This is a genomic window from Mesorhizobium sp. P2_B11 (assembly GCF_056404855.1).
Map to the genome: position 1 here is coordinate 213,885 of NZ_JBFUDF010000007.1, position 11,322 is coordinate 225,206.

General features: G+C 63.8%; 18 protein-coding genes. 7 read left to right on the forward strand and 11 right to left on the reverse strand.

The annotated features are described in order from the left end of the window. Positions 1 to 20 precede the first annotated feature (20 nt). Both AC1DYJ_RS23840 and AC1DYJ_RS23845 read right to left on the reverse strand, forming a co-directional pair. Positions 21 to 521: a hypothetical protein gene (locus tag AC1DYJ_RS23840; RefSeq protein ID WP_477282110.1), complete on the reverse strand. Its 501-nt coding sequence runs from the start codon at positions 519 to 521 to the stop codon at positions 21 to 23. Positions 522 to 638: 117 nt separating this feature from the next. Further along, a complete protein-coding gene (locus AC1DYJ_RS23845) occupies positions 639 to 869 on the reverse strand; it encodes a DUF6894 family protein (protein ID WP_352593112.1) in 231 nt (76 codons plus the stop codon). A gap of 184 nt (positions 870 to 1,053) precedes the next feature. Between AC1DYJ_RS23845 and AC1DYJ_RS23850 the strand changes: the two genes are divergently transcribed. Continuing rightward, entirely contained in the window at positions 1,054 to 1,773 is a 720-nt protein-coding gene (locus tag AC1DYJ_RS23850) for a Crp/Fnr family transcriptional regulator (RefSeq protein ID WP_477282113.1), read from the forward strand. Between the two features lie 45 nt (positions 1,774 to 1,818). Here AC1DYJ_RS23850 and AC1DYJ_RS23855 read toward each other — a convergent pair whose 3' ends face one another. The 3 genes from AC1DYJ_RS23855 to AC1DYJ_RS23865 all read right to left on the reverse strand — a co-directional run bounded on the left by AC1DYJ_RS23855 (position 1,819) and on the right by AC1DYJ_RS23865 (position 3,378). After that, complete coding sequence (locus tag AC1DYJ_RS23855) at positions 1,819 to 2,112, reverse strand: DUF982 domain-containing protein (protein WP_477282114.1); 294 nt, start codon at positions 2,110 to 2,112, stop codon at positions 1,819 to 1,821. Positions 2,113 to 2,292: 180 nt separating this feature from the next. Then, positions 2,293 to 2,469, reverse strand: a complete 177-nt coding sequence (locus AC1DYJ_RS23860) for a hypothetical protein (RefSeq protein ID WP_477282115.1) — start codon at positions 2,467 to 2,469, stop codon at positions 2,293 to 2,295. Positions 2,470 to 2,766: 297 nt separating this feature from the next. Then, positions 2,767 to 3,378 carry an RBBP9/YdeN family alpha/beta hydrolase gene (locus tag AC1DYJ_RS23865; protein WP_477282117.1) on the reverse strand — a complete coding sequence of 204 codons (612 nt, stop codon included), beginning with the start codon at positions 3,376 to 3,378 and terminating at the stop codon, positions 2,767 to 2,769. A 113-nt stretch (positions 3,379 to 3,491) separates the two neighbouring features. On the opposite strand from AC1DYJ_RS23865, the gene AC1DYJ_RS23870 reads away from it, so the two are divergent. From AC1DYJ_RS23870 to AC1DYJ_RS23885, 4 genes are all read left to right on the forward strand, one after another. After that, entirely contained in the window at positions 3,492 to 3,965 is a 474-nt protein-coding gene (locus AC1DYJ_RS23870; protein ID WP_477282119.1) for an Lrp/AsnC family transcriptional regulator, read from the forward strand. Positions 3,966 to 4,067: 102 nt separating this feature from the next. Further along, a complete protein-coding gene (locus AC1DYJ_RS23875; RefSeq protein WP_477282121.1) occupies positions 4,068 to 4,502 on the forward strand; it encodes a hypothetical protein in 435 nt (144 codons plus the stop codon). Further along, a complete protein-coding gene (locus tag AC1DYJ_RS23880) occupies positions 4,486 to 5,391 on the forward strand; it encodes an HTTM domain-containing protein (RefSeq protein WP_477282123.1) in 906 nt (301 codons plus the stop codon). The genes AC1DYJ_RS23875 and AC1DYJ_RS23880 overlap by 17 nt, the downstream gene beginning before the upstream one ends. Continuing rightward, entirely contained in the window at positions 5,388 to 6,548 is a 1,161-nt protein-coding gene (locus AC1DYJ_RS23885; protein WP_477282124.1) for an SdrD B-like domain-containing protein, read from the forward strand. Before AC1DYJ_RS23880 ends, AC1DYJ_RS23885 begins: the two co-directional genes overlap by 4 nt. Before the next feature lie 50 nt (positions 6,549 to 6,598). Here the strand turns inward: AC1DYJ_RS23885 and AC1DYJ_RS23890 are convergent, their stop codons facing one another. Continuing rightward, entirely contained in the window at positions 6,599 to 7,366 is a 768-nt protein-coding gene (locus AC1DYJ_RS23890) for a hypothetical protein (RefSeq protein WP_477426276.1), read from the reverse strand. A 531-nt stretch (positions 7,367 to 7,897) separates the two neighbouring features. Between AC1DYJ_RS23890 and AC1DYJ_RS23895 the strand changes: the two genes are divergently transcribed. Both AC1DYJ_RS23895 and AC1DYJ_RS23900 read left to right on the forward strand, forming a co-directional pair. After that, positions 7,898 to 8,311, forward strand: coding sequence for a DoxX family protein (locus AC1DYJ_RS23895; protein ID WP_477282128.1), 414 nt, complete (start codon positions 7,898 to 7,900; stop codon positions 8,309 to 8,311). Between the two features lie 130 nt (positions 8,312 to 8,441). Beyond that, entirely contained in the window at positions 8,442 to 8,795 is a 354-nt protein-coding gene (locus AC1DYJ_RS23900; RefSeq protein ID WP_477282130.1) for a hypothetical protein, read from the forward strand. A gap of 45 nt (positions 8,796 to 8,840) precedes the next feature. Here the strand turns inward: AC1DYJ_RS23900 and AC1DYJ_RS23905 are convergent, their stop codons facing one another. The 5 genes from AC1DYJ_RS23905 to AC1DYJ_RS23925 all read right to left on the reverse strand — a co-directional run bounded on the left by AC1DYJ_RS23905 (position 8,841) and on the right by AC1DYJ_RS23925 (position 11,148). Beyond that, positions 8,841 to 9,146, reverse strand: a complete 306-nt coding sequence (locus AC1DYJ_RS23905; protein ID WP_477282132.1) for a hypothetical protein — start codon at positions 9,144 to 9,146, stop codon at positions 8,841 to 8,843. Between the two features lie 145 nt (positions 9,147 to 9,291). After that, positions 9,292 to 10,005 (reverse strand): hypothetical protein, encoded by a 714-nt coding sequence (locus AC1DYJ_RS23910; RefSeq protein WP_477282134.1) that lies wholly within the window; start codon positions 10,003 to 10,005, stop codon positions 9,292 to 9,294. Positions 10,006 to 10,051: 46 nt separating this feature from the next. Beyond that, a complete protein-coding gene (locus AC1DYJ_RS23915) occupies positions 10,052 to 10,321 on the reverse strand; it encodes a hypothetical protein (protein ID WP_477236275.1) in 270 nt (89 codons plus the stop codon). A gap of 163 nt (positions 10,322 to 10,484) precedes the next feature. Next, positions 10,485 to 10,679: a hypothetical protein gene (locus AC1DYJ_RS23920; protein ID WP_477282135.1), complete on the reverse strand. Its 195-nt coding sequence runs from the start codon at positions 10,677 to 10,679 to the stop codon at positions 10,485 to 10,487. 34 nt (positions 10,680 to 10,713) lie between these two features. Next, a complete protein-coding gene (locus AC1DYJ_RS23925; protein ID WP_477282137.1) occupies positions 10,714 to 11,148 on the reverse strand; it encodes a Ros/MucR family transcriptional regulator in 435 nt (144 codons plus the stop codon). Positions 11,149 to 11,322: the final 174 nt, after the last annotated feature.

Here is an 11,322-nt window from a genome sequence, read left to right on the forward strand (position 1 = left end):
GTTGAGGTGCGTTCCTCAGCTCAACCGGCGTCGGCCTTTTCCCGCTTTTGCTGCTCGGCTTCCTTTTTGCGGCGCAGCACCTCGTCGGTGCCGACAATCTCCTTTGCTCCGCCGGAAATGGAGGTCGAGACGACGGCGGGCGGATCGCTGGCGGGAAAGCTGTCTTCCAGGCCTGATTGCAGCTGTTCCTCGAGCGTATCGGGGTTTTCGGAGCGGCCCTCGGTGCGGCGCTCGCCAACGGCCTCGACATCGCTTTTGGTGTCGGGATGAGCGCGGGCTTCGCTGATCGTCGACACCACCAGCTCGATGGCAAACTCTCTCATCGCCTCGGCTTGCGGTTCATCTACCTCCAGGCCTTCGATCAGGCGGATGAGCGACTTTTCCACGTCGCCCAGTTCCTTGGGTCCCTGGCAGCGCGCCAGCCGCCGGGTAAGCGAACCGATCAGCACCGGGGCGAATGTCGAATAGGCAAGCCGGCGTGTGTCGTCGACATGTTCGGGATGAAGCTTTTGCAAGGACATGGGTTCGTGCCTCCGGTCAAAATCTGCTCGGCCAGCAGCGTCCGCCGCTGGTCCTCCCTTAGGAAACAGAGGGGAGAGCAAGAGGTTCCATGGTGCGGTCAACAGCGACGCCGATACTCAGCTCCACAGCGAAGCCATGGTCAGCGACGCTTCGAAGATCTGCTCCCTGTTCTGGTTCAGCATCTTGACGGTGATCTGCCGATGCTCGCCCTCCGGCATCTCGTCGCGGGCGACATCGTGCAATATCCGCAGCGCCTCGGCTCCCGCACGCTCGCGGCTTGGGAACAGCTGCCCCTCTTCATCGATCTGGTTTTCGGTGTTGTAGAGATCGAAATAGAACCGTTCCATGGCGCAAGCATCCTGTATGAAACGCTAAACCCCTGTCCGCAGCCATGGTTCCATCCGGCTGATTCCCAAACAGATTCTCGCCATCGCTAACTGGGGAGGGAGCCGCAGTGCCCGGCCGTGTGCAACCGCACCCGATCTCCGGCGTTGAGCCACGGCAACCGATCCCGGATGGAAGAACCCCTCAATGCTAGAATCGCTCTATCTGAACCTTGGCCAGCATGACGCCCTCTCAGAAGAGGAGAAGGGCCTGCTGGCCGGCGCCATGACGGTCGAGATGGATTTTGCCACCGGCCAGGACATCGTTTCCGAGGGATCGAGACCCGGCTACAGCACGCTCATCATCGAAGGGCTGGCGGCGCGTTACAAGGTGCTGGAGGATGGCGGCCGACAGTTCACCTCGTTGCAGGTGCCCGGCGATTTTGTCGATCTGCACGCCTTTCTGCTCAAGACCATGGATCATGGCATTATCGCTTTGTCGCCATGCCGGGTCATCGCCGCCGACCACAGCCGGCTTCGCGCCATCACCGAACAGGCGCCGCATCTCACCCGGTTGCTGTGGCTGGACACGCTGGTCGACGGCGCCATCCACCGCGAATGGATCGTGGCCATGGGCCGGCGCTCCAAGACCTCGCATCTGGCGCATCTGGTGTGCGAGCTGTTCGTGCGGCTTCAGGTCGTCAAGCAGACCAACGGGATGAGTTTTCGTCTGCCTTTGTCGCAGGCCGAACTGGCCGACGTGCTGGGGCTGTCGATCGTTCATATGAACCGGGTCATCGGCGCGCTGCGCAGGCTCGGCGTCATCGGCTGGGCAAATCACATGGTGACGATCCTGGGCTGGCAGCGGCTTGTCGAGATCGCCGAGTTCGACCCGACCTATCTCAGCATGAACCGCGAGCCGAGATAGGTCATCGGCGTTCCAAAGGGACGCGACTTCGCCTCAGCCGGCCTTTTAGTGATGCCCGCCCAGCGACGCCAATTCGTCGAGCATGGCAAGGGCAGCGCTTGGCTTCGCCGGCTTCAGCAGGCCCTGTTGGGCGGCGGCATTCTTGAAAGCGGCAAAGGCGATGGCCGGGCGGCAAATGCCGTTCAGCGCGTCATCCACCAGCCTGGCGGCCGCCTTGTAGCCCTGCGCGTCCTTGTTCTTCCACTTTCCGTCCAGCGCCTTGCTGGCGTCGGCGATCGACGACACCGTCATCATGCTGCCGTCCACGAATTTGATTGTCAGGGGAAGAAATCGGCTCATGAGACATTCACCATCCGAACCATTCGCGCGTCCGCCACAAAAGCCCGGCAAAAGGCGCGACCAGGAAGGCTGCGGCGCCCAGAACCAGAATGGGATTGTTTATCGATTTCATGGATAGCCTCCGTGAATCGGGATCGCCATAAACGAGGAAATCGCGAAGTGGTTGCAGGCTTGCGCAAGCTACATGTTGCTTGCCGGCCGGATCGGTTGGTGTGGCCGGTAGGGCGGCCGCGACTGCGGCTTCAACGGGATGTCGGCGAGCGAGTTGCGGATCGGCCTGAACAGTATTTGTGGAGCAGCAGTGCGCCGGCGCAACACTGTGGCCGACAGTTTGGCAATCAGATTTCGAACGTCCATGGACTCCTCCTCTAGAGTCCCCCATGCCCGATCAACTACCACCTCGCGACCGCTGCCCGCATTTAACTTTGATGTAGGCAGGACGAATATGCGAGACGTCGCAGACGCTGCTGCAACCGGATGGGTTTTCGTGCATTCTTGTGCATGGCCATGACGCTTCGCCTCGACATGCCGGCAAAATGCTGCTCCTACTGCGGCTCGCGCGATCACGACTATGAGGATTGCCCGAAGCGCAAAGCCGACGCCGAGCGACAGAACGAGGAGCAGCCAGGGCAGGGCCCTGCGCGTGAGAGACTTCTAGCCACCTGAATTCAGCACATTGCGCGAAGACGAGCCGCCGCCGGCGTCAGCCGATGCTCGACCATCGCCCCTCAATTCGATGTCCCTGACGAAGGCCATGAGCAATTCCATTCCCTCCGGCCAGTCGCCCAGCCCGCTGTCGCTGTTGATATGGCCGAGCGGTCCGGCGCTGTGCAGCGCGCTGCCCCATTGCCCGGCCTTCGCCACGGCATAGCCATGCGGGTCGTAAGGATCATCGGTGCTGGCGACGATCAGCGAAGGAAAGCGGAGCGGCCCGCGCGGCGTGTCGGCGAAGGGGCGCCCGTAGGCGGGATAGACCGGCGATGCCGGATCCGGAACCGCAACCAGAAACGCGCCGGCGATCTGGCGGCTCGATGCCGCCTGCCAATGCGCCACCAGCAGGCAGCTCAGGCTGTGGGCGATGAGCACCGGCGGCGTTGTTGCCTGTGACACCGCGGTTTCCAGCGCTGCCACCCAGTCGTCGAAATCCGGCAGGTCCCAGCTCGCCGGGCTGAAGCGGCGCATCGCCGGATTGGCCTGTTGCCAGCGTGTCTGCCAATGGGCCTCGCCCGATCCGCCGCTGCCCGGCAAGATGATGAAGTCGGTCATGGACTGTCCTGTCTCCTGGTGAACGATGCCGGCCAATTCTAGGTCTTCTCCTCATCCGCGGAATGAGAGATCATCGGAAAGCAGCGAAGAATTCCGATGGATTGAAGGTGCTCATGGCAAATGGCGATTACCGGCCGCGGCTCGACCCCACCGACATGGCGATCATAGAGATCGTGCAGGAGGATGGCCGCATCGGCATTTCCGAACTTGGCCGCCGCGTCGGCCTGTCCCAGCCCGCCACGTCGGAGCGGGTGAAGCGGCTGGAGGAGCGCGGCATCATCGCCGGCTACCGGGCAGTGATCGATCCCGCCGCTCTCGGTCTCGGCACCATGGCCATGATCCGCCTGCGCACCACGCATGAGCACATCCAGACCTGCCTGAAGAAATTCGCCGCCATGCCGGAAGTGGTCGAGGTGCTCAGGGTGACCGGCGAGGACTGCTTTCTCGTCAAGGTCGTTGTGCCGTCGCCGCCCGACCTCGAAGTGATCGTCGATGCCATCGGCCGCTACGGCGCGGTGACGACCAATGTGGTTTTGCGCGCCGAGCCGCCGAAGCGGCTGGGGCGCGAATTGATGACGCGGCCCTGACTTCGAGCCGTGACTTTTTCTGGGATGGATTGAAAAACCGGTGTTGAATCGGTCTATGGTCGGGACGGGTTGCGCGGGTGGCGGATGTCGTCTCAATCAGAAGTGGCGGATGTCGCCTCGATCGGAATTGGTGCGGGCTCTGCCGGGGCGGCGGGACGCCTGCGGTTGGCCGCATTCGTCGCGATCGCCGGATTCATGATCGCCGGTCCGGTCGCCGAGCAGGTCTTCGGGGTGCAATCGGCATGGCTGCGTTCCTGGACCATGTTCAGCGCGATCGGGCTTGGCGTGATCGACGCTTCCTTCGAAATCCGCCAGCCCGATGGCGGGCTTGTCCCGCTCGACCGCTTCGAGATGCTCGGCGCTCCCCGCTACGGCAAGCTGAAGTGGATCCAAGATCGCGAAGAACTGGCTTCCGTCATCCAGCGGCTCTGCACGGCCGCCGGGCAGGGCGCCGACATCCGTGTCCGCGCCCGGCAGGCCACGAAGAGCGGCTGGCAGATCATCCATACCGATGCCGAAAATGCCTGTGCCGGCTGACGCCATCGCCGACTGGCCTGGCTGGCGGCTGATGCACGCCATCGCCGCACGCTTCGTCGACTGGGCGGCCTATTCGGAGGGCTCGTCGCGTTCGTCCGCGTTGATCCGCATCGGCCTGGCCATGCTGTTCTGGTCGCGTTGGGCGGGCGAGTTGTTGCTCTACAGGGATCAATCGCCGGTCGGCCTGTTTCTGGCAGTCAATTTCTTCCTCGCCACAACGCTGCTCTTCATCGGCTATCACAGCCGCATCGCCGCTGTCTGGGCCGGCGCCGTCGGGCTGGTGATGTACCACTATTTCGGCTTCCAGCTCGGTCGCGAACCCTGGACCCACCACCATGCCTATCTGCTTGCGGTCGCAGCGCTGCTGATCGCGCTCACCCCCTGCGGCCGCTCGTATTCTCTGGACCGCTACCTCGCGGTGATGCGCGCCGAACGCGCGGGCCTGCCGCCGCCGGCGGAGCGCGGCAATCTGTGGGGGCTGCGGCTGATCGTGGTGCAGCTCTCGGTGCTCTATTTCTTCGCCGCCTTCGACAAGACGAGCTACGCCTTTCTGAGCGGCGCGCGGATCGAGGCGATATTCCTCTGGTACTATGCGGGTTCGGACTATCCGGCCGGGCTTGCCTGGCCGGCGACGATCATGTCGCTCGCCGTGGTCGCGCTCGAATATTGCCTTGACTTTGGCCTGCCGTTTCGCACGACGAGGCGCTATCTGCTGCTGCCGGGCCTGGCCTTCCACGCCATCATCTATCTGACGCTGCCGGTCTATACGTTCAGCGCCACCATGGTGTTGCTCTATCTCGCCTATTTCGATGCCGATGCTGTCGACAAGGTCATCGCGCGTCTCCAGGGGATCGGATTGGCAGGTACTGCCGGAGAGGAAATTTCGTGAAGCGTGGTTTGTTGTTTTCCGTCTTCGTCGCGGCGGCCATCGGCCTGGTCTGCGGCGCGGCGCGTGCCGGCAGTGCGCAGGACTACTATCCCAAGCGTGCATGGGGGCCCTTCAACGGTGGCCAGATGAACACGTCGCTGCTGGTGTTCCGCGACCTCAACCGCAACGGCGTCTACGATCTCGGCGACCGGCCGATGTCGCGTGTGGCTGTCGAACTCGACAAGCCGAAGGGTGACTCCATCATGCGATTGACCAATGTGAGCGGCTTCGCCAACTTCCGCATGTCGGTCATCCAGCGCGATCTCGAAGTCGTCGATCCCGGCCATTACGCGTTCAAGGTTGTGCCTCCGCCAGGGTATTCCGTCACCACCGGCAACGCCTCGCAGGAAAGCGACTACGTCGTTTCACCTGGATCGCCGGGCGACATGATTGCCTCGCGCACGACGCACCCGGTCGGGCTTGCGGCGGACTTGACGATCAGCGGCGTGGCCGCCGCCGGGTCGCGCGTCTCCCTCACCGGGCCGGGCGGCGCCACTGCCGCCGCCAAGGTCGGCCCGGATGGGCGCTTCAGCGCAGCCGTGACATCAGGCGAATGGCTGGTCGATTTTTCGGCCAACGGGGTGACTGAGCGGCGCAAAATTGTGGTCGGCGCAGCACCTGTGGTGCTCTCCGCGTTTTCGGGCAAAGGCGGACCTGCCGAGCAGCCGCTGCCCAACCAGCATGTCGTCGGCTTCGACGACCTGATGACGACGCCGGGCGTGTTCGAGGTCCCCTCCGGCTATGGCGGGCTCGACTGGTACAATCTCGTTGCCATGCACCAGCGCTTTACCGACGGCCCGGGCTACATCAACACCACCATGTCGGGCGAATTCATCGCCTACAACAGCTCTGGCCATCCGGCCCAGGTGTTCAGTGACAAGCCGTTCGATTTCACCGGCGCCTATTTCGGTGCCGGCTGGGACGGCGCTGAAGGCGAGACGCTCATTCTCAAGGCCTGGCGGGGCGACGAGCCCGCCTATGAGGATCGACTGGTGCTGTCGGCCAACGGACTGATCTACTTCGCGGGTGACTATCGGCGCATCACGCGGCTCGAAATCCGGACACAGCATTACTGGCAGGCCGCGATCGACGATTTCGCCTATCGCACCGGTCCGTAGCAGCAAGCAAACGTTGCGGCCGTTGCCGGTGATTCCGAGGTGGCCTGAGGCTAGGCCACGTCAGCAAGACGTTCTCTGGGAGGCTCCGCAGGAACGGGCGCCGTCCGAATGAGCGGGAGTGGTGGTGTTGTGATGGCCGCCGCCATTGCCGCCGGCACTGCCATTGCCGCCTGAACTGCCGTTTCCGCCGGAGCTGCCATTTCCGGTACCGCCATTGCCGCCATTTCCGGTACCACCGTTGCCGCCGTTTCCGGCGCCGCCATTGCCACCGGCGCCGCCGTTGCCGCCATTTCCGGCGCCACCGTTGCCGCCATTTCCAGCACCGCCGTCGCCGCCATTCCCGCCGGCACCGCCATTACCGCCGTTTCCAGCGCCGCCGCCATTCCCACCGGCGCCGCCATTGCCGCCGTTTCCAGCACCGCCGGCGCCGCCGTTCCCGCCGGCGCCGCCATTGCCGCCATTTCCAGCACCGCCGTCGCCGCCATTGCCACCGTTACCGCCGTTGCCGCCATTTCCAGCACCGCCATCGCCGCCATTCCCGCCGGCACCGCCATTCCCGCCATTTCCGGCACCGCCGTCGCCGCCATTTCCACCGGCGCCACCGTTGCCGCCGTTTCCAGCACCGCCGTCGCCGCCATTCCCACCGGCGCCCCCATTGCCGCCGTTTCCGGCGCCGCCGCCATTTCCACCGGCGTCGCCGCCATTGCCGCCGTTGCCGCCGTTTCCACCGGCGTCGCCACCATTGCCGCCGTTACCGCCGTTGCCGCCATTTCCGCCGGCGCCACCACCATTGCCGCCGTTTCCACCATTCCCGCCATTCCCACCTGCGGCTCGCGCCAGCAGAGCGCGCTTGGCCTCTTGCAATTGGGCTTTCGGATCCATCGGCCCGTGGAATCCGTCTCGCGGGTCCGGCAGGACCGACGCCGCGCGGGTTGCCATCGGCAGCAGCATGGTCGACGCCAGCAGCGCCGCCGCCAGAATGCTCCTGAATTGCGGGAAGGGACGGCGCGCCATATTGGCATTCGCCATGGATGCTAAAAACCCTGAGCGTCCTGCCGACCCGACAGGCTCCGCACCGATTCTCATTGAGACCAAACCCGCCATCCGACTATCCCGCCCGGTCTATAAACCGCTTCGGCGGGTGTTTTTCGACCCACCCCAAAAAAAGTCAGGGCTCGCCACGGGGCGGCCTTCGCCGGGCGGTGAGCACGGGCGGTCCGCGGCTCGATCAGCCATCCGCAGATGCTGGGTCAGGGGAGACCGCCCAGACAATTTTTCTTAACCCCTGTCGGAACCGCCGCCCTTCCTCCGTCCTTGGAGCATCAACAGCTTCAACCCTGGAGGACATTATGGAAACCGTTCAATCGCCGTGGCAGACCGCGGCCCTTCTCATCGCCCGCCTGATCCTGGCCGCCATGTTCGCGATGGGCGTGGCCTTCAAGTTCATGGATTTGGGCATGACCGCCGGCTACATCGCCGCCGCCGGTTTCCCGTTCCCGCTGTTTCTGGCCTGGTGCGCCGCGATCCTCGAAACGCTTTTGGTGATCGCCTTCCTGACCGGCGGGTTCTTCACGCCGGCGGCCCTGGTCGCCGCCGTCTACGTGGTCTTCCTCGGCTTTGCCTTCCACGGTCCGTCGCACTGGGCCGGAAACCAGGCCGAGTTCGGCGCCTTCATGTCGCATTTCCCGTTCGCCGCCGGCCTGCTGTTCGCCGCCGTGCACGGCCCGGGCAGCGTGCTGGCCTCCAAGCTCGGCCGGTGGTGAACGTCTGCCCCTTGGGCCGCGGCGACGGCGACTAGTCTGGCCTAAGCCTTGCGGTTGAATACGACGATATTGTCACTGTACTTGCACGTTTTGGCGCGATAAGCACGGTGACAGGTCCAAGGGGGAATTCATGAGCATTGCCACGCGTTTTGCTGCCGTTCTAGTCGGCACGTCACTGGTTGCCGGCTGTACTTCGCTGTCGGAGGGAGAGTTCAACACCGTGCATGCCTATCTCGGCAGCCCGGCCGCCAAGCGATCAGCCATCAACGATTGCATCACTGACGAAAGAGCCACGTCGCAGTCCGACAAGAACAATTTGTCGGCGCTCATGAATGTCAGCCCGGCACGATACGAAACCGCCTTCTGCAATCGGGTCGTCAATGCCCTGGCCACCGGCAAGATCACCTACGCCGACTACCGCAAGATGCTGTCGGCCAGCGCCGACAACAGCAAGCTCATCAAGATCCTGCAGGGGCGGTATTGAGATCGGCTGCCTCGCGCGCTGGTCACAGCTCCGAGTAGGCCAGCCTCACATCTGGTCGTTGTAGGGTTCCTTCATCTGGCCGACCATGCGGGCCAGTTTCGAGAAGGACGGCATGTCCGTCTCCGGCTGGCATTGGTTGGCCAGTTCCAGAAGCCGGATCGGGAAGTTGACGGCGTCCCGGCTCGACTCCGACATGCCGCTGGACCGCTCCTCGCCGGTTTCGCCGGCTTCGGCCTTGCGCAGCGCGATATCGATGTCCTCGACCGTGAGCACGCCCTTGCGGACCAGCACCTGGTTGATCGAGGCGACGGCCATCAGCAGGCCTTCGAGTTGCAGATTGGCGACGTTCATGGCGTTTGCTCCCATTGGCTAAAGCAATTCCAGGAAAAGTGTGAAGCGGTTTTCCCCAGGAATTGCGTCAAAAAGATTCCAGGCTCAACGCATGAGCCTCCATTACGATCCGAAGCCGAAATCCGTGCAAAGCCCGGCCAGGTCCTCACGGGGTCACGGCGTTAAGGACAAGGAGCGCGTGGTCGAGCCGCCATTGGTCCTCAGGCCTGACCTGTGCCGACAGCAGCAAATCCAGAACCGCCTCGCTGCGCAGCCAGCCGCGCATGCGTTCGATCGCGGCGTCGCCGGCTCCATCCCAGAAATTCCGCTCGGCCCTGTCCCCGATGAGTGGCTCGGCATTGCTCCGAAAGAACTCCACAAGCTGCAGCACGGCGTTAGGCGACGCCGAGGAAAGCCATGCCTCCAGGGCCGCGTCGAGACCGCCGCCGATGATTGCGATGCCGCACAGCCAACCGCTCGGGTCGCTTTCGTCGGGATGCTGCTCGAAACCATAGTGCCAGGCTTCGGCAAACAGCGCGCGGATCGCGGCCTGTTCCTCTGGCGGCCAGGTCTGCCACCCGCCATGGTTCAACTTGCCGGCGATGATGGGCGGGTCGAGGCCCTGCCATCTCGCATCGAAGACGGCCAACTCAAGGATGCGCGGCAGGAAATGTCTGTAGTCTCTGTCGTCACCGACCGTCGTCATCGCCCAGCCGGCATAGGCACCGAGTTGCTCGCCGGTCAGGTCGCGCAACGGCGCCGAGGTCAGCGTCTTCAGAATGGCGACCGGGTCGCGCAATGGCGAGGCATCGAGCACGCGCGGTGGCGGATAGGAGGCAAACACCTCATAGCAATCGTCGATCAGGTGCTGGAGCTGCATGCCAGCTTTATATCTCTGCGGATCGCCGTGCGCGAGGCGTTCGGTCCTACTCTTCCATCCAGCGGCGGCCATACTCGGCCCACAGCGCCTTGACCTCCCGGCTGCCGAGGCGCGGGGCCGAGCCGTCGCCAAAGGCGATCGAGACGGCGCTGATATCGTAATGGGGGTCGGCGTCGACGACGAAGCGGATCGCCTCGCCAAGCGGCCTTCTGCTGATGACCGGATCGGCCTGGCCCCGGCCGACGCTGCGGACGCCCGAAACAGTGGCTGGCGCATGCCGCATCCTGAACACGGATGCCATGGCTGGTTTGTCCATGCTGCATTCTCCCCGAGTCGGAGCGGAATGATTCCATAAGCGCCGGCTAATGGCCAGTCGGTGGTTGCAGCCGGTTGACGAGCAGGGTCAGCAGATAGGGGAGTGACGCCTCGGTCGGCCGCACGACGGCGATGGCGACGCTGGCCCGCGCTGACGCAGTCACTCAGCTCAGCCGATCCACCGCCGGCGGCCTGGCGGGCAGGCTGAGCCTGGTCCGCTCGCCATCGGCAAAATCCTCGGCCGCTTCCTGGGCTTCGAACAGGCGCTGGGTCACCGTGCCGTTCTCGGCAACCAGCACCGCCCATTGGCGGCGATCGACGCGTTCGACACGAACGTCATTGGGCTCGTCGGCCACCATGATCGTCCTTCCGGGTGACGCAAGGGGCGTCGCGTTACGCCTTGGTCTTGCGCTTGGCCGGCGCCTTGGGCGCCTCTGTCCGGATGCCGAGCCCGAACTCCTTTGCCAGCTCCGATCGCTTGGCGGCGTAGCTGGGCGCCGTCATCGGATAGTCGCCGGGCAGGTCCCATTTGGCGCGATAGGCCTCTGGCGTCATGCCGTGGGCGGAGCCGAGATGGCGCCGCAGCGACCTGAACTTTTTGCCGTCCTCGAGGCAGTAGATGAAATTCGGCGTCACCGAGCGCTTGCGATTGATGGCAGGCTCCGGTGCCGGCTGCGGCGGAGCAACGGGATTGTCCACGGCCGCGAGCGCTGAATTGACGCTCTCGATCAGCGCCGGCAAACCGTCCGGAGGTACTGAATTGTTGCGCACGAAGGCCGCGACGATGTCGGCGGTCAAATTTATATTTCGGATTTTGTCGTCAGACATGGCTTCTTTTGCCCCCATAATGCCAACGAATAAATTATCAGACAAAACTCGCCGGCGGCATGGCACTTTAGAACATACGCATATGACTTGACGCCAAATATGGTAGCGCTATCATCGCTGAGTCGCTGACCGATGTAGGAATTGTTTCTTATTTCCTATTGACGGGATGAGGGC

Excerpts from the sequence above, each read along its gene's own strand:
- AC1DYJ_RS23920 (WP_477282135.1), bottom strand. The coding sequence starts at position 10,679 with ATGGTGGCCGACGAGCCCAATGACGTTCGTGTCGAACGCGTCGATCGC.
- AC1DYJ_RS23855 (WP_477282114.1), bottom strand. The coding sequence starts at position 2,112 with ATGAGCCGATTTCTTCCCCTGACAATCAAATTCGTGGACGGCAGCATG.
- AC1DYJ_RS23900 (WP_477282130.1), top strand. The coding sequence starts at position 8,442 with ATGAGCATTGCCACGCGTTTTGCTGCCGTTCTAGTCGGCACGTCACTG.
- AC1DYJ_RS23925 (WP_477282137.1), bottom strand. The coding sequence starts at position 11,148 with ATGTCTGACGACAAAATCCGAAATATAAATTTGACCGCCGACATCGTC.
- AC1DYJ_RS23860 (WP_477282115.1), bottom strand. The coding sequence starts at position 2,469 with ATGGACGTTCGAAATCTGATTGCCAAACTGTCGGCCACAGTGTTGCGC.
- AC1DYJ_RS23870 (WP_477282119.1), top strand. The coding sequence starts at position 3,492 with ATGGCAAATGGCGATTACCGGCCGCGGCTCGACCCCACCGACATGGCG.
- AC1DYJ_RS23850 (WP_477282113.1), top strand. The coding sequence starts at position 1,054 with ATGCTAGAATCGCTCTATCTGAACCTTGGCCAGCATGACGCCCTCTCA.
- AC1DYJ_RS23865 (WP_477282117.1), bottom strand. The coding sequence starts at position 3,378 with ATGACCGACTTCATCATCTTGCCGGGCAGCGGCGGATCGGGCGAGGCC.
- AC1DYJ_RS23895 (WP_477282128.1), top strand. The coding sequence starts at position 7,898 with ATGGAAACCGTTCAATCGCCGTGGCAGACCGCGGCCCTTCTCATCGCC.
- AC1DYJ_RS23880 (WP_477282123.1), top strand. The coding sequence starts at position 4,486 with ATGCCTGTGCCGGCTGACGCCATCGCCGACTGGCCTGGCTGGCGGCTG.
- AC1DYJ_RS23915 (WP_477236275.1), bottom strand. The coding sequence starts at position 10,321 with ATGGACAAACCAGCCATGGCATCCGTGTTCAGGATGCGGCATGCGCCA.
- AC1DYJ_RS23905 (WP_477282132.1), bottom strand. The coding sequence starts at position 9,146 with ATGAACGTCGCCAATCTGCAACTCGAAGGCCTGCTGATGGCCGTCGCC.
- AC1DYJ_RS23910 (WP_477282134.1), bottom strand. The coding sequence starts at position 10,005 with ATGCAGCTCCAGCACCTGATCGACGATTGCTATGAGGTGTTTGCCTCC.
- AC1DYJ_RS23845 (WP_352593112.1), bottom strand. The coding sequence starts at position 869 with ATGGAACGGTTCTATTTCGATCTCTACAACACCGAAAACCAGATCGAT.
- AC1DYJ_RS23840 (WP_477282110.1), bottom strand. The coding sequence starts at position 521 with ATGTCCTTGCAAAAGCTTCATCCCGAACATGTCGACGACACACGCCGG.
- AC1DYJ_RS23890 (WP_477426276.1), bottom strand. The coding sequence starts at position 7,366 with ATGGCGGGAATGGTGGAAACGGCGGCAATGGTGGTGGCGCCGGCGGAA.